This window comes from Mesorhizobium sp. M8A.F.Ca.ET.181.01.1.1 (assembly GCF_004792025.1).
Classification (GTDB): Bacteria; Pseudomonadota; Alphaproteobacteria; order Rhizobiales; family Rhizobiaceae; genus Mesorhizobium.
The window spans coordinates 398,507-414,273 of the sequence record NZ_SRTV01000004.1; the positions used below are offsets into that span (position 1 = coordinate 398,507).

Sequence of the window (15,767 nt, forward strand, 5' to 3'; positions counted from 1 at the left end):
GGCTCAGAAATATCCGTCGGACGCGGCCGTGGCCTCCTTAGGGATTTCGACGCCGTCGACCAGGATCTTGTCGACCAGTTCGTGGTGGAAACAGACCAGTCCCTTGATGCGTTCTGCTTCATGCACCGGCTCTGGATAGTACCAGACCAGGTTCTCGTGGCGCTTCTTGGCTGTCGTCACGTGATAGTAGTTGGAGATGCCCTTATAGGGGCAGCGTGAGATGTAGCGGCTGGGCGCAAACATATCGAGCCGTGTGTCCGAAATGGGCAGATAATGGCGCACTGGATGCCCGGTCTCGAACAGGAACACGCCGCGCCGTGAATCTGCGACCTGCTCGCCATCGAGGATAACCTGTACGCGCCGCGAGGAGGGCAGGCAGTCGACGCGGCGGAACGGATCGCGGGCATGGACGAAGATCTCCTCGTCCTCCTCGAACCAGTGGCCCATCTTGCTCCACACGAACGACATGTAGCCTGAGATCGGCGGGCAACCCTTGACGGGATCGAGATAGCGCCATGCGCCATCCTCGACCAGGGTGATGCCTGTATTGAGCGAGTAGTGCGTGGCGACGCCCTTATATGGGTCTTCCGTCGTCGTCTTCGAGGGCAGCAGGAATTCCTCGCGCACGTCCTCGATCGGAAAATAGTAGACCGGCAGATGGTCGGATTCGTACAGAACCAGTGCCCTGGTGGTGTCGGCAACGGTCATCGAACCGACCTGGACCCGCAACCGCTTCAGCGAGGGCATGGTGAAGGCGACATAGCCGGGCTCGAAATCGTACTGCACGATAGTGTCGAGCACGGGGAAATGCGGTCCGCGACCGCGCAGATGAGGCTTGCGAATGGTAGTCTCCCGTTTCTTGTCTGTCGTGGCCGGACGAGGGCGCATGGCTAGGGCGATATGAGGCTGAGCCGATGGCCGGCGAGGGCTTCCGGGCGGCGGGCGTTGCCGGTGTCGAATCGCTGGAACGATGGCCCCCCATCGTTCGTCGCGGCCCTGCTGCCGGATAGCCCCACCGCCCGAAACCCGGAGCGGTCCGATCTGGCCTCTGCCTGTTCGAGCATGATCTCGGCAGCCTCTACCCCAGCGACACACGATCGAGCAGCAACCCGGCGGCGATCGGCGGCAGGCCGCTGACATTCTTGCGCACCGGCACCAGAAGGTCCGGGAAATAGCTGAAGATCACAGGCGTCTCGTCGAGCAGCAGTTTCTGGATGTCGGATGCAGCCGCGCGCTGCGCGCCGATGTCGAGCGCCTTGAGGTAGCTGGCGACCATGCCGTCATAGGCAGGGCTCTTGAAATGCGCGGCGTTCCACGGGCCGTCGCTGACCAGCGGGCTCTTCAAAAAGACATTCGGCACGCTGCGGTGAGCGTAGTCGGTGATGCCGAGCTGGCTGTCCAGCCAGTCCGACTGGCCAAACACCGCCTTGCCGTAATATTTGTCCTGATCCTCGATGTTGAGCGAAATGCGGGCGCCGATCTCCTTGGCGAAATTCTGGAACAGTTGCGCATAGCCCGGAATGTCGGAATAGCGCAGCGTCGTCAGCGTGATGTCGAAGCCGCTGGCGAGGCCCGCCGCATCCATGAGCTGCTTGGCCTTGGCGATATCCTGGGTGCGCTGCGGCACCGACTTGTCGGTGGCGGGGAAGGCCGGCGCGAACGGGCTGTCATTGCCGGTGGCCGCCATGCCGCGGCACAAGCCGTCGACCAGCTTGGACCGATCGATGCTGAGCGCAAGCGCCTGGCGCACGCGCTTGTCGGTGAAAGGCGCCATGTCGCAGCGCATGTGAAGCTGGCGGTGCGCCGTCGAGGCGACGCGCAGCACCGTGATGTCGGGGCTGTTCAGCACCACCTGGCTGACATCGAGCGGAACCGCGTCGAGAATGTCGACCTCGCCGGCCTGCAGCGCCAGGATGCGCGGCTGCACGTCGCCGTAGAACTTGAATTCGAGACGGTCGGGCAGCGCCTTCTCGCCCCAATAGTCGGGGTTGCGCACGAAGGTCGCACCGACCTTGGGCGTGTAGGTCTCCATCCGGAACGGCCCGGTGCCCTCGAAGGTCTTTTCGTAGTCGCCCTTGTAGCTCGCCGGCAGGATGACAGCGTTGTAATTGTCGATCGATACCGAGTAGGGAAAACTGCCGTTCGGCGCGTCGAGATGGAAGGCGACGGTGTGGTCGTCGACCTTCTGGGTGCCGCCTTTCGAAAGCAGGCCCTTGAACACCGACAGCGCGTTGGAAGCGCCATTGGGATCGGCCAGCCGATCGAATGTCGCCACCACGTCCTCGGCCTTGAAGTCCTCGCCATTGTGGAATTTCACGCCCTTGCGCAGCTTGAAGGTCCACACGCTGCCGTCTTCGTTGGGCGACCAGCTTTCCGCCAGCACCGGTTTCAGGGTCAGATCCGGCTGGGTGATGCAGAGGAATTCGGCGGTCTGGAAAACCAGCTGGTAGCTGCCGCTGTCATAGAAGGTGACGGGGTCGATGGCGCCGCCCGGCGTCGCCACACCGGCGCGCACCGTACCGCCCTGCTTGCCCTCGGCGCGGGCCTTTTGCGTCCCGAAACCCGCCGCTCCCAGAATGCCACCAAGCAACGGCAGCGACAGGCCAAGCACGCTGCCGTGGCGCAGAAAATCGCGCCGGTCGAGCCTGCCGGCCAGCAATTCGTCGACAGCGGAATTTTCGATTGCGGTCAGGTTTTTGCGGGCGGCGTCAATCGTCATGAAATGCCTTGGCATGGCTGCATTCCTCGCTTGCCCTTGGGAGATCGGCCATTTAGGGCATTGTTGACCGCGACCGGAAAGCGATATTTTTTGATAGGGTCCATCGAAATTTTCGATGGAGGAGTGATGGCATGGATACCGAAAACCTGCGCAGCTTCCTCGAAGTCGCCGAACATGGCAGCTTCACTGTCGCCGCCAACCGGCTCAATCTCGCGCAATCCACCGTCAGTGCGCGGATAAGGGGGCTTGAGGAGCAGTTGGGGCGCCGGCTCTTTGTCCGTGACCGCGACGGCGTCACGTTGACGCCAGCCGGCCGGCAGTTCCTGCCGCATGCCTCCTCCATCACTCGCACCTGGGAGCAATCCAGGCAGGATATCGCCGTTCCCGATGGCTACGAGACGCTGTTGCGCTTCACCGCGCCAGCCTATCTGTGGGAGCGCATCACCTCGCCATGGGTCGAGTGGATGCGCGCCAGAAGGCCGAACGTGGCGCTACGGCTGGAAGGAAGCTTTCCCGACCAGGCAATCGACCAGTTGGCCGAAGGCCTGCTCGACATCTGCATCCTCTATCTGCCGCGACCGCATCCCGGCATCGTCTACGAGACGCTCGCCGTCGACCAGGTGGTGCTCGTCCAGCATGCCGCCCAGACGCAGCCGTGGACCGAAAACTACATACTGATGGACTGGGGGCTCGAATTCCGCATCGAGCATGACCGGGCGTTCGCCGGCATGGTCAAACCGGCTATCTCGGCGGGGCTGGTCTTCATCGGGCTCCAGCATGTCCTGTCGCAGCACGCCGCCGCCTATCTGCCGCTCAGCGCCGTCAGCGGCCATATCGAGCGCGGCGAAATGCGCCGCATCGACAACACGCCGGTATTTCAACGGCCGATCTATCTCGCCTATCCCTCGAACCCGGTTTCGTCGGACACGCTCGACGTCGCGTTGACCGGGCTGCGCACGCTGGCCAGGGATTGGACGGAAGGTCAGGGGTTTTCGGAAAGCGACCGTTCCCTGGGCATCGCCGGCCAGGTGTAACCGGCCAGGCAAATGCCCGATACGATGTCTCGCTATGCCGGTTCGGCCACCGTTGTCTTCTGCAGCCGCCTCAGTTCCGCATAGGGGATGTGGCAGCGGATCGAGTGTCCCGGCTGCGCCTCGGCCAATGGCGGCTCCTGCTGTTCGCAGATGGGGCCGATCTTGCGCGGACAGCGCGTGTGGAAGACGCAGCCCGAGGGCGGGTTGGTGGCGCTGGGGATTTCGCCGTCGAGCCGAATGCGCGCCGTCTCGGTCTGGTCGAGCTTGGGCACCGCCGAGAGCAGCGCCTCGGTATAGGGATGGTGCGGCCCGGAGAAAACGTCCTCCGATGGCCCGAGTTCCATGATGCGGCCGAGATAGAGCACGGCGATCTTGTCGGAGAGGTACCGCACCACGCCGAGGTCGTGCGAGATGAAGATGTAGCTGACGTCTTCCTTCGACTGCAAATCGGCCAGCAGATTGAGGATCGCCGCCTGGACGGAGACATCGAGTGCCGAGGTCGGCTCGTCGCAGACGACGATGCGCGGATCGCCGGCGAAGGCGCGAGCAATGGCGACGCGCTGCTTCAGCCCGCCGGAGAGTTGGCGCGGTTTGGCGGCCAGATGCCGATCGGTAAGCCGCACCGAGCGGACGAGATCGTTGAGGCGCGCCTCGAGGGCGGCACCCCTGAGCCCCGCCAGCCGCTTCAGCGCCCGGCCAATGAGATGGCGGATTGAATGCGAACGGTTGAGCGCCGAATCCGGGTTCTGGAAGACGATCTGCATCGCCTTGACCTGGTCGTCGCCGCGGTTCTCCAACTTAGGCGCCAGCGCCTTGCCCTCGAGTTCGATGGTGCCGCCCTCATCGGGCGGCACGAGCCCGAGCAGCAGCCTGGCGAAGGTGGTCTTGCCCGAGCCGGATTCGCCAACCAGCCCGAGCGTCTCGCCGGGCCTGAGGTCAAGCGACACGTCCTTGACGGCGCGCAAGGGTTGGCCATGGCTGGCATAGGTCTTGTTCAGCCCGGCGACCCGCAGCACCGGGACGGCTGCGGGTTTTGGTGCCGGCGCCACATCGGCGGGCGTCGCGCGGGGCAGGGCCTGCGCCTTGTCGTGATGGAAGCAGCGCGACAGCCGGGTTCCGCGCTCGTCGCTCAACTCATAGAGCGGCGGCAGTTCGGTGCGGCAGCGGTCGTCGGCGAGCGCGCAGCGGTCGGCGAAAGCGCAGCCCTTGATGGTGGCGCCGATGCCAGGCAGGAAGCCGGGGATGGTGTCGAGCCGGCCCTGGTCCTTGCGCTGGCCGCCGCGCGGCAGGCAGCGCAGCAGCGCGACAGTGTAAGGATGGCGCGGATCGTTGAAGACGACCTCCGTTGGTCCTTCCTCGACCAGCATGCCGGCATAGAGCACGCCGACCCGGTCGCACATGTTGGAGACGACGGCGAGGTTGTGGCTGATGAACAGGATCGAGGCTGAGAGTTCCCGCCTGAGCTGCGCGATGAGGTCGAGCACCTCGGCCTCGACTGTGGCATCCAGCCCAGTCGTCGGCTCGTCGAGGATCAGCATCGAGGGGTCGTTGGCCAGCGCCATGGCGATCGCCACGCGCTGCTGCATGCCACCCGACAGCTGGTGCGGATAGCGCTGCATGACGCTTGGCGGATCGGAGATGCGCACCCGGTTCAGCATGGCGATGGCGCGATCGGTGGCCGCCTGGCCGGTTATGCCGCCAAGCTCGAAAATCTCGGTCAGTTGCCGGCCGATGCGGATCGACGGGTTCAGCGCCTTGCCCGGATCCTGATAGACCATGGAGACGCTTTCGGCCCGTGCGCGCCGCAGTGCCTCGGCGTCGAGCTTCATGACATCCTGGCCGTCGAGCGAGATGGCGCCGCCCGATATCGAGCCGTTGCGCGGGAGGTAGCGCACCACGGTGAGCGCCACCGTCGACTTGCCGCAGCCGGATTCTCCGACCAGCCCGTAGGCCTCGCCCTGGGCGATGGTGAGGCTGAGATTGCGCAGCACCGCGCGATTGCGGCCGCCGACCCGGTAGGCAACCGACAGGTCTCTGAGTTCGAGCGCGTTTTTTGCCACGGCGGGTTCAGTCATTGAAGGCCCCATGCACACCGTCGGCGGCCAGGTTGACGCCGATCACCAGCGAGGCGATGGCGAGCGCGTCGAACAGCACCGTCCACCAGAAGCCGCCGCCGATCATGCCGTAATTGCTGGAGATCGAGAGGCCCCAGTCGGGTGATGGCGGCTGGATGCCGAAGCCCATGAAGGAGAGCGTGGCGACAGCGAAGATGGCATAGCCCAGTCGCACCGTGGTCTCGACCAGGATCGGCGGGATGACGTTGGGCAGGATCTCGACGAACATCGTATGCAGCGCGCTCTCATGCCTGAGCTGTGCGGCCGCGACATAGTCGAGTTCACGCTCGGCCAGCACCGCCGAGCGCACGGTGCGCGCGATGATCGGCGCGAAGCTCAGGCCGATGACGATGATGACGGTGGTCTTGGAGGTGCCGAGCGCGACGATGGCGAGCAGTGCCACGATCACCACGGGGATCGCCATGAAGGCTTCCAGGATGCGGCTGACGATATCGTCGACGATGCCTCGGAAATAGCCGGTGAGCAGGCCGAGCGCGGTGCCGGCGACCGTCGCCAGCAAGGTCGCCAGCGGCGCGACCGTCAGGATGTCTCGCGAGCCGACGATGACGCGCGAGAACACATCGCGGCCAATCTGGTCGGTGCCGAACCAGTGTTCGCGCGAAGGCGGCGCCAGCGCGTTGATGATGTCGTCGGCGAGCGGGTCGTAGGGCGCGAAGTGTTCGCCAAACAGTGCGCAGGCAACCCAGAACAGCACGATGGCGAGACCGACAAGGAAGGTTCGCGAGCGCAGCAGGGAGAAAAAGACTTCGGCCAGCGGGCCGCACTTGCGCGTGTCGTCCTGTGAGGTGGTCTGGACGGCGCTCATTGGTCTGACCCCAGGCGGATGCGCGGATTGAGCACGGAATAGAGGAAGTCGGCGGCCAGGGTCGCCACGGCATAGACGATGCCGATGGTGAGGATCCCGGATTCCAGCATCGGAAAATCCTTGCCGCGCGCCGCGGTGAAGATCAGCGAGCCGATGCCCTGGTAGCGGAACAGCGTCTCGATCACGACCAGCCCGCCGATGAGGTAGCCGGTCTGGGTGGCGATGACGGTGATGGTCGGCAACAGCGCATTGCGCAGCACATGGCGCCAGATCACCGTGCGCCACGGCAGGCCCTTGAGCACGGCCGTCCGCGTATAGTCGGAATCGAGCGCCTCGATCATGCCCGATCGCGCCATGCGCGCGATATAGCCGAACAGCACCAGGAACAGCGGCAGCGATGGCAGGATCAGGTAATAGAGCTGGGTGAAGAAGCCGGCATTCCTGGGCCAAGCGGCCGAGATCGGCAGCCAGCGCAGCCATACGCCGAAGATCAGGATCAGGATGATGCCGGTGACGAACTCGGGCAGCACCGTCACCGACAGGCCGCCGAGGCTGATGATGCGGTCGAGCGGACGGTTGAGGTTGAGCGCCGCAATGACGCCGCCCAGAATGCCGATCGGCACCACCAGCACGAAGGCGACGGCCGCCAGCTTCATCGAATTGCCGAGCGCATCGATGACGAACGGCGCCACAGGCGAGCGGAAGATGTAGGAGGTGCCCATGTCGCCCTGGACGAAGTTGGAGATCCAGCTCCAGTACTGGACAAGCAGCGGGCGATCGACGCCGAGTGTGTGATTGAGCGCGTCCACCGCGCGCTGGTCGGCGAACGGGCCGAGGATCGCGCGCCCGACATTGCCTGGCAGAACCTGGCCGCCCAGGAACACCATGATGCTGAGCAGGAACAGCGTGATCAGCGACAGGGACACACGCCGCGCAAAGAAGGAGAGAATGGCTAAGACTCCTTGCAAAGCCAGCTCCCCGGAGGAGCTGGCTATTAGAGGACTGGCTTTCCCTTTTCGCTTACGCCTTCGACGCCTTATCGAGGAACAGCTGCGACATTGCTGTCGGCTGCACGCCGGCCACGCCCTTCGCCGTTGCCGTCAGGTAGTCGTAGAAATAGCCGAAGATGACCGGGGTTTCCTCGAGCAGAAGCTTCTGGATCTTGCCGGCGTCGGCCTTCTGGGCTTCGAGATCGAGTGCCGCGATATAGCTGGTCGCCAGCGCGTCGTAGTCCGTGTTCTTGAAGTGCGCTGCATTCCAGGTGCCGTCGCTCTTCAAGGGAGCGGCAAGATAGACATTCGGCACGCCGCGATGGCCATAGTCGGTGATGCCCATCACCGAATCCAGCCAGTTCGATTTGCCGAACACCGCATCGCCGTAATAGGCCCCCTGGTCGAGGATGTTGAGTTCGAGCTCGATGCCGATCTCCTTGACCCAGTTCTGGATGAGCTGGGCGTATTCGGGGATTTCGAGGTAGCGCTCGGTGGTCAGCGTGACTTTGAAGCCCTTGCCGGCACCGGCTGCTTCCATGAGCTGCTTGGCCTGCGCGATGTCCTGCTTGCGCTGCGGTATGCTCGTATCGGTCGAGGGGTAGACCGCGGCGAACGGGCTGTCGTTGCCGGCCACGGCACGCCCCTTCATCAGGCCTGCGACCAATTTGTCGCGATCCATGCTGAGCGCGATGGCGCGGCGCACGCGTGCGTCCTTCAGCGGGCCGTCGTCGCAGCGCAGATGCAGTTGCTGATGCGCTGAAGACTTCAGGCTGATGATGTCGACGCTTGGATCATTGAGCAGGGCCACGCCGGCCAGCACCGGCATCTGGTTGATGATGTCGACCTGGCCGCCCTGCAGCGCCAGGATCATCGGCTGTACATCGGTGAAGAAGGTGAATTCGGTGCGTTCCGGCAGCGCCTTCTCGCCCCAATAGTCCTCGTTGCGGACGAAGGAGGCGCCGACCTTCGGCGTGTATTTCTCGATCTTGAACGGCCCGGTGCCGTCGAAGCTCTTTTCGTAGTCGCCCTTGTAGCTCGCCGGGACGATGACGGCGTTGTAATTGTCCGACGACAGCATGTAGGGAAAGTTGCCGTTCGGCGCGTCGAGGTGGAATTCCACCGTGTAGTCGTCGACCTTCTTGCTGGCGCCCTTCGACAGGATGCCGGTGAACACCGACAGCGCGTTGGACGAGTTTGCCGGATCGGCGAGGCGGTCGATGCTCGCCACCACGTCCTCCGCCTTCATCTCGCCGCCGCTGTGGAACTTCACGCCCTTGCGCAGTTTGAAGGTCCACACCGAGCCGTTGTCGTTCGGCTTCCAGCTTTCGGCCAGTGCCGGCTTGAGCACGAGGTCGGGGCCGTCGACGCAGAGGAATTCGGCTACCTGCTGCATGACCAGGAGGCCGCCGGCGTCGGCAATGGTGACCGGATCGATGGCGGCTGCCGGCACGCTGCTGGCGACACGGATGGTGGCGCCGGGTGCGCCCTGGGCGCGGGCCAGCGACGGCATGCCGCCAAAGCCGGCGGCCGTGGTGATGCCTCCAAGCAGCGGCAGCGACAGGCCGAGCAGGCTGCCATGGCGGATGAAGTCGCGGCGGCTGACACGGCCATCGACGAGCCCGTCGATCAAGTGATTTTCGAGCGGCGAGCGATTACGCCGGATCAGGTCGAGAATGCGGTAGTTCTTGATCATGGGTTTAACCCTTTCCCCTGTTTCTTATGGTTGATGAATGTGTTTTCAGTTGACGAAAGTCCGTGGAGTTCTCCTGTCCCGGCCATCAACGATGTCAGTCGACCGGGACTGTAGCATGCGGTTTTTCTGGGTCCATCCGATCCTTCCGGCGTGCGGCTCAGATTTTCTTGAGGCAATGCTTCCATCCGTCCGGTCCTGCCGTCGCCATCGGCGCGCGGCGGACTCTTATTCCGTCTCCTTTCCCGTCTCGTACTCCTAGTTCAGCGGCAAACGGCGATATGTCCCGGGCTTGGCCGGGTCGTGATATTTGTTGCACGGGCCGTTCTCGGCGAAGTCGCGATGGCAGGCCGCGAGATTTTTCCGCGACAATGTGACACCGAGACCCGGGCCTTCCGGGACACGCACCGTATTGTTCTCGGGCGAAAACGGCCCTTGCTCGGTGATGTCAATCGGTTGCATGCGAAACAGCGACTGGTTCGGCTCCCGGATCCAGCCGAGCGCCGCGCACAGGTGCAGGTAGGCCGCGCTGCCGATGCCGCTGTCGCCGCTGTAGCACCAGAAATCGATGCCCGCGTGCTCGCAGGCACCGACGAACCGCAGCATCCGGCCGATGCCGCCATGCGCCGTCGGGTTGCCGACGAAAGCATCCGGCACCTTGAGGTCCATGGCGCGCGCAATGTCGATATTGTGGGTCGAGAACGGGATCGAACAATGGCGGCGAAGCTCGCGCATCTCCTCGATCGTCGCCACCGGATCCTCCCAGTTGCGCACGCCGAGATCTTCCAGCGGCCGCGCCAGCCGCCGGGCGGTGGCCAGCGAATAAGCCTGGTTGGAATCGATGCGGATCATCGCATCGTCGCCGAGCTTCTTGCGGATCAGCTCGACCATTCTCAGCGAGACTTTCGGGTCGTCGGTCGAGAACTTGCCTTCGAAGAACGTCGTTCCATGCGTCTCGTGCAGTTCGACGCAATAGTCGGCGACGGCTTCCGGGGTCGTCTCGCCCTTTACACCAGCCCCATTGCCGCGCAGCGAGAAGTAGTCGGTGAACGGGATGTCCTTGCGCACGGCGCCGCCAAGCAATTGGTAGAGCGGCTGGTTCCATGCCTTGCCGCGTAAGTCCCAAAGCGCCAACTCGATGGCGCCGAAGGCCATGATGCGGGCGCGGTCGTTGATCGACTGCACGCCGGTCCAGAAGGGCAGGCTGACATGCTCGGCGCCGGCGATGTCGAAGGCGTCGCGGCCGACCAGCCGTTGGGCGAGACCATCGTTGATGATGGCGGCCGCCGCCGGCGTCGGCGCTTCGCCCAGCCCGACAAGGCCGTCCTCGGTCTCGACTTCGACGATGGTCGGCGAAAAACCGTCGAGTTCGCCGAACACCCAGGCATAGGGCGCTTCGAGGCGAAGATTGATCGGCGTCGCCTTGATGCTGCGGATCTTCACCGGCCGACCTCGAAGAACGGCTTGCCGAGCAGGTCGGGAACGACGTCGATGCCGAGGCCCGGCCCGTCGGGAATGCCCATGCGGCTGCCGGTGACCGGCGGCGCGTTCGACGCGGTGCGCACCGTCACCCATTCATGGAAGGCGATCGCATGCAGCCGCCGCTCCTCCGGCGTCGACAGCGACAGATGCGCCATGGCGGATGTGTCGACCTCGGCGCCGCCGGTGTCCTCGACCGTGATCATGAAGCCGAGATCGACGGCGACGTCACGGATCAGCCGGGTCTTGGTGACGCCGCCGAGCCGCGAAATCTTCAGCGTCAGGCCGTCGGCCGCGCCGAGGCGATGGATTTCCAGCATCGCCTCGAGCGAGGTGACGGATTCGTCGAGCACCATCGGCTTGTCGAGCATGCGGCGCACCGACATGTTCTCGTCGATCGTCGTGCACGGCTGCTCGAACGTGTAGTCGATCGCCCGCGTGGCATCGGCGAACTGCCGCGCCTGGTAGGGTGTCCAGCCGGCATTGGCGTCGCAGAAGATGACCGTGCCTTTCGGTACCGAGGCGGCGACCGCCGTGACGCGCTCGATGTCGTCATGGACATTGCCGCCGACCTTGACCTGCAGCCGGTGGAAACCGTCCTTGACGATGCGCCTGGCAAGTGCGGCCATTTGATCGACCGTGCCATGGGTGACGACCTTGTAGAGTTCCGCCGTGTCGCTTTCCTTGCCGCCGAGCAGCGTCACCAGCGGCACGCCGGCCGCGCGCGCCGCCAGATCCCAGCAGGCCATGTCGAACGCCGATTTGATGTAGGGATGGCCCTTGAACACGGTGTCCATCAGCCGGCCGATGCTGGCCAGCCCGCACGGGTCCTGGCCGATGAGGTGCGGTGCGATCTCCGGCACGCCGGCTCTCGTGCCGGCCGGGAAGGCGGCCGAGTAGAAATTGCCGAGCGGCGCCATCTCGCCCCAGCCGGTCAACCCGCTGTCGGAGGTGATGGACACGATCACGGCGTCGAAGCAGTCGGCCACGCGCCCCTTGGACATGCGGTAGGGGCCGTCCACGAAGGGCTGCACGACGTGATAGGCTTTGATGGTTTCGATCTGCACGTGGGTATCCATTGTCCGCGATGATGGGAGGGATCAGGCGCCTTTCGACGGGCGCCGTTCAAGGCCGCGCGCATAGGCAAGAAGCTCTTCGAAATCGAGGTCGATATGCTCGCGGGCATGGCGCTGGGCGGCACGCATGTCGTCGCCCTTGAGCAGCGCCACATAGGTCTCATGGACATTTTCGGCCGGCACGGCTTCCTTGCGCGCCTGCTGGTGCAGGGCGAAGTACATCTGCAAACGGCTGGTCAGCCTTTGCCAGGTTTCCAGGAGCACCGAATTGTCGGCCCATTCATGGATCAGGCCATGCAATTGCAGGGCGGTTTCGATCTGCCTTGTGGTGTCGCGGTCGCGCGTCGCCTGTTTCACCGCCTCGTGGCGCCGGTCAAGCTCGTCCAGGAAACGCTGGTCGCGCTGCTTCCACATCCGCTCGATGGCGAACTCGTCCAGCACCTTGTTGAGTGAATAGGCATCGTCGATGTCCTTGGCGGTGACATTGATGACGAAGGTGCCGGCATAGGGGATGCTGGTCAGGATGCCTTCCTGCACCAGCTCGCGCATCGCCTCGCGCAGCGGCGCGCGGCTGACCCGCATCTGTTCGGAAATCCGGAGCTCGTTGAGCTTCTGGCCGGGTTCGAGCTGACCGGTCAGGATCGCGCGCCGCAGCAGTGCCACGATTTCGGCACGGCGCGTCGTGTCGGCAATCGGGCTGAACTCCGTCTTCACCATCCGGCCACTCCAGCGAGAACAGAAGGCAAGACAATCAGATTGTCGACAATCTAACAAGAGGCCATGCTCGAATTTCTGAGCTTTGCTTGGCAGCCCGGCCGGCTGGGCTGAATCAAGCCGCGCGGCCATAAAAACCGACACGCTCCTCATCGCTGAACATCACGCCCGGCTTCTCATAGTAGGAGAACACCGCGATCATCCGTTCGCGGTCGCCTTCGACCGTGGTGACGCGATGCGCGGTGTTCTTGCCGCGAAACACGTTCAGCGTACCGGGCTTCATGCGCAGGACCCTGGCTTCGGGATCGCGCCCTTCGAGCAGTCTGGCAACGCCGTCATAGTTTGGATCCTCATCCGATCTGAGATCGGTGCGATACTCCAGGTCGCCGCCGTGCTCCGCCTGTTGCAGGAGCAGCGTGGTGGTGAATTCCGAACGGTCGAAGTGCCAGTTCAGCGCTTCGCCGGCGCGATAGGCCATCACATTCGTGCGTGCCAGCGGATCCTGCATGACATGCAGCCTGGCCTTGCCCATCGTCGCGGCGAGGAAACGCACCAGCGGTTCGTATTCGTAGATCGCCATCACCGTGCTGCCGGGAATCTGGTCGGCGCAGACGGTGTGGCTGATGGTTTCCACCTTGCGCAGCGCCGGGTGGTCGGGTGCCAATTCCGGAATGCTGGGCTTGAAGTAGATGTTGTGCAAACGCTTGTGGACATGGGACCGCGCGTCCATGACCGGCTTGATTTCCCGCACCGCTTGTTCGGCGATACCGGGCCGCAGAAAGCCCTCGAGATTGAACATGCCGTCGGCTGCGAGCGCGGCGAGCGACTGCTCGACGAGGCGATCCCATTCGGGGCTGCCTTCGCGATCGAGCGGATAGCGGTCGAGGTCGAGAATGTCTTCCATGTCGTATGCTCCAATCGGGAAGCTCCAAGGTTGGGCACAGAAGACGGCAAAAAATTCTTTCTCTCAACGTGGAAAATTATTAGGATTGGCCAAGAAAAACTTCTGGAGGCTGATGTGGACCGGCTGCCGCCGTTGAATGCGATCAAGGCCTTCGAGGTCGCCGCCCGCGCCGGCAGCTTCACACTGGCCGCGAGCGAGCTTGGCGTCTCCTCGGCGGCGGTCAGCCAGCAGATCCGCAATCTCGAAACCTGGTTCGGCAAGCAACTGTTCGTGCGCACCGGCAATCGCATCGCGCTGACCGACGCCGGCCACGCCATCTATCCGCAGACGGCGCGTGCGCTCGGTGACATTGCCGCCATCGGCCAGCGCATGCTCGAAGGCGGCCTGAGGACACGGCTTGTCGTCAGCGTGCCATTCTCGCTGGCCGAACTGTGGCTGGCGCCGAGGCTGGCCGTGCTCCTCGAGGCCTTCCCGCACATGGCGATCGACGTGCGTGCCGAGGATGATCCGATCGATCTGATGCGCCAGAACGTCGACCTGCGCATCAGCTATGGCGACTATCACTATCCCGGCCTGCGGATGGTCCGCCTGGTCCATGACGATGTGCTGCCGGTCTGCGCGCCGGACTTCTGGCAGCGGCACGGCAATGGCGATACGGGCCTCACCGATCTGCATGAGAGCCTGTTCATCCACACCAATTGGGGGCCGAACTATGCCTCGCACCCGAGCTGGGCCGATTGGTTCGCGGCATGCGGCGGCAACCGGTCGCCCGACCCGTCGCAGGGGCGCCGCGTCGGCCTCTCAAGCCTGGCGATAGCCTCGGCTCGGTTGGGCCTCGGCATTGCCCTTGGACAGCGGGTGATGGCCCAGGCCGATCTGGATGCGGGCCGGCTGATTGCGCTTTCTTCCGTCTCGGTGCGCCTGGGGCACCCCTATTGCGCCTTCATGCCGCCGGCAAAGGCCGATCGCGCCGACGTCGCCGCTCTGGTCGGTCTGCTCGTGAAAACGGCGCCCGCGACCTGAGAAAGGGTCGAGGGCGCCGCGCGGAAACCGGGCCTGCGGGGGAGTCAGGTAGCCGGTTTCTGTGGGAGGGGCGAAATCGGCATTCCGGGGCCGATCTTCTGCAGATTGCCTGTGATCACCTGGTCGCCTTCGGCGACGCCGCTGAGGATGGCGACCATGTCGCCGCTGGTCGGCCCAAGCGAAACCAGCCGCTGGTCGACCGTATTGCCCTTGCCGACGACGTAGAGATATTTGCCGAGCTGGCTTGATCCCAGCGCGACCTGCGGCACCATCAGCGCGTCGGGCTGTTGTTTGACGTGCAGCCGCACGCGAACATACTGGCCTGGCAAGAGCGTGAACTTGGCGTTGCCGATGGTGGCGCGTGTGGTGATCGTGCCGGTCGAGTGATCGATCGTATTGTCGATGAAGGTGAGCTCGCCCTTCTGGTGGGCTTCGGTCTCACCCGGAAGCAGGACCTCGACCTCGATTGGGCCGGCAGCACGCGCTTCCTCGATCTGCGCCAGATCCGTCTCGCTTGGATTGAAGGTGACGTAGATCGGATCAAGCTGCACCAGCGTGTTGAGCACGGTGCCGGCAACGCTGACCAGCGTTCCCACGGAGGCCTGGTTGCGGCCCAGGCGTCCGGGGAATGGCGCATGGATTTCAGCGTAGCTCAAATTGAGCTCGGCCGTGCGCACGGCGGCCTGGTTGAGCGCCAGCGACGCCTGCGCCTCGCGCAAGGTGCTGGTGCGCTGGTCGAAGCTGTCCTTGTCCAGGTAACCGCTCTTGGCAAGCTCGGTACCGCGGCCGAGATTGGAACGCGCATAGTCGAGCGTCGCCGTATCGCGCTGCACCTGGGCCTTCGCCTGATCGAGCGCGGCCTGGAAGTCGTCGGGCGAGATCTTGTAGAGCGTGTCGCCCTGCCGCACATCGGCGCCGTCTTGCGCCGTCTGTTCCTGCAGGTAGCCAGGGACGCGCGCCTGCAGCGTGATGCTGCGGATCGGCTCGGTCCGCGCGGCATAGTCGAGGTAGATCGGGATCGTCTTCTTGACGACGCTCGCCACCGGCACCGGCATGACGAACGCGGCTGGAGCGGGCGCGGCCCCGGCCGTGCCGGCATTCAGGCTGAGATTGCCCATGTCCAGCAGGTGGACGCTGGCCACCGAGATCGCACCCAGCGCGACAGCCGTTCCCAACGCGATTTTCCATTTACGCAT

13 protein-coding genes are annotated in these 15,767 nt (G+C 64.2%); 2 read left to right on the forward strand and 11 right to left on the reverse strand.

The features are described from left to right. Nucleotides 1-3: 3 nt before the first annotated feature. Nucleotides 4-801, reverse strand: coding sequence for a DUF427 domain-containing protein (locus EN824_RS17695; RefSeq protein ID WP_245464367.1), 798 nt, complete (start codon nt 799-801; stop codon nt 4-6). A 277-nt stretch (nt 802-1,078) separates the two neighbouring features. After that, nucleotides 1,079-2,734, reverse strand: a complete 1,656-nt coding sequence (locus EN824_RS17700) for an ABC transporter substrate-binding protein (RefSeq protein WP_135932573.1) — start codon at nt 2,732-2,734, stop codon at nt 1,079-1,081. A gap of 116 nt (nt 2,735-2,850) precedes the next feature. On the opposite strand from EN824_RS17700, the gene EN824_RS17705 reads away from it, so the two are divergent. After that, nucleotides 2,851-3,753, forward strand: coding sequence for a LysR family transcriptional regulator (locus EN824_RS17705; RefSeq protein WP_135881573.1), 903 nt, complete (start codon nt 2,851-2,853; stop codon nt 3,751-3,753). A 32-nt stretch (nt 3,754-3,785) separates the two neighbouring features. Here EN824_RS17705 and EN824_RS17710 read toward each other — a convergent pair whose 3' ends face one another. The 8 genes from EN824_RS17710 to EN824_RS17745 form a co-directional block, all read right to left on the reverse strand. After that, nucleotides 3,786-5,828: an ABC transporter ATP-binding protein gene (locus EN824_RS17710; RefSeq protein WP_135932574.1), complete on the reverse strand. Its 2,043-nt coding sequence runs from the start codon at nt 5,826-5,828 to the stop codon at nt 3,786-3,788. After that, nucleotides 5,821-6,693 carry an ABC transporter permease gene (locus EN824_RS17715; protein ID WP_135932575.1) on the reverse strand — a complete coding sequence of 291 codons (873 nt, stop codon included), beginning with the start codon at nt 6,691-6,693 and terminating at the stop codon, nt 5,821-5,823. The genes EN824_RS17710 and EN824_RS17715 overlap by 8 nt, the downstream gene beginning before the upstream one ends. Then, nucleotides 6,690-7,643, reverse strand: a complete 954-nt coding sequence (locus tag EN824_RS17720; protein ID WP_127279106.1) for an ABC transporter permease — start codon at nt 7,641-7,643, stop codon at nt 6,690-6,692. The genes EN824_RS17715 and EN824_RS17720 overlap by 4 nt, the downstream gene beginning before the upstream one ends. A 70-nt stretch (nt 7,644-7,713) precedes the next feature. Then, a complete protein-coding gene (locus EN824_RS17725) occupies nt 7,714-9,378 on the reverse strand; it encodes an ABC transporter substrate-binding protein (RefSeq protein WP_135932576.1) in 1,665 nt (554 codons plus the stop codon). 255 nt (nt 9,379-9,633) lie between these two features. Continuing rightward, entirely contained in the window at nt 9,634-10,818 is a 1,185-nt protein-coding gene (locus EN824_RS17730; RefSeq protein ID WP_127873049.1) for a mandelate racemase/muconate lactonizing enzyme family protein, read from the reverse strand. Next, nucleotides 10,815-11,921, reverse strand: coding sequence for a mandelate racemase/muconate lactonizing enzyme family protein (locus tag EN824_RS17735; protein ID WP_127873050.1), 1,107 nt, complete (start codon nt 11,919-11,921; stop codon nt 10,815-10,817). The genes EN824_RS17730 and EN824_RS17735 overlap by 4 nt, the downstream gene beginning before the upstream one ends. Nucleotides 11,922-11,954: 33 nt before the next feature. Continuing rightward, nucleotides 11,955-12,647 carry a GntR family transcriptional regulator gene (locus EN824_RS17740; protein WP_127873051.1) on the reverse strand — a complete coding sequence of 231 codons (693 nt, stop codon included), beginning with the start codon at nt 12,645-12,647 and terminating at the stop codon, nt 11,955-11,957. Between the two features lie 112 nt (nt 12,648-12,759). After that, nucleotides 12,760-13,548, reverse strand: coding sequence for a 2OG-Fe(II) oxygenase (locus tag EN824_RS17745; protein WP_127873052.1), 789 nt, complete (start codon nt 13,546-13,548; stop codon nt 12,760-12,762). Between the two features lie 114 nt (nt 13,549-13,662). On the opposite strand from EN824_RS17745, the gene EN824_RS17750 reads away from it, so the two are divergent. After that, the gene (locus EN824_RS17750; protein WP_127873053.1) at nt 13,663-14,571 is read left to right on the forward strand and encodes a LysR substrate-binding domain-containing protein; all 909 of its coding nucleotides are present in this window, start codon (nt 13,663-13,665) and stop codon (nt 14,569-14,571) included. Between the two features lie 44 nt (nt 14,572-14,615). Here the strand turns inward: EN824_RS17750 and EN824_RS17755 are convergent, their stop codons facing one another. Next, complete coding sequence (locus EN824_RS17755) at nt 14,616-15,767, reverse strand: efflux RND transporter periplasmic adaptor subunit (RefSeq protein WP_127279204.1); 1,152 nt, start codon at nt 15,765-15,767, stop codon at nt 14,616-14,618.

What these genes read in the sequence shown, in the direction of transcription:
- EN824_RS17700 (WP_135932573.1), bottom strand. Translation starts at nt 2,734, where the DNA reads ATGCCAAGGCATTTCATGACGATTGACGCCGCCCGCAAAAACCTGACC.
- EN824_RS17705 (WP_135881573.1), top strand. Translation starts at nt 2,851, where the DNA reads ATGGATACCGAAAACCTGCGCAGCTTCCTCGAAGTCGCCGAACATGGC.
- EN824_RS17710 (WP_135932574.1), bottom strand. Translation starts at nt 5,828, where the DNA reads ATGACTGAACCCGCCGTGGCAAAAAACGCGCTCGAACTCAGAGACCTG.
- EN824_RS17715 (WP_135932575.1), bottom strand. Translation starts at nt 6,693, where the DNA reads ATGAGCGCCGTCCAGACCACCTCACAGGACGACACGCGCAAGTGCGGC.
- EN824_RS17725 (WP_135932576.1), bottom strand. Translation starts at nt 9,378, where the DNA reads ATGATCAAGAACTACCGCATTCTCGACCTGATCCGGCGTAATCGCTCG.
- EN824_RS17740 (WP_127873051.1), bottom strand. Translation starts at nt 12,647, where the DNA reads ATGGTGAAGACGGAGTTCAGCCCGATTGCCGACACGACGCGCCGTGCC.
- EN824_RS17745 (WP_127873052.1), bottom strand. Translation starts at nt 13,548, where the DNA reads ATGGAAGACATTCTCGACCTCGACCGCTATCCGCTCGATCGCGAAGGC.
- EN824_RS17755 (WP_127279204.1), bottom strand. Translation starts at nt 15,767, where the DNA reads ATGCGTAAATGGAAAATCGCGTTGGGAACGGCTGTCGCGCTGGGTGCG.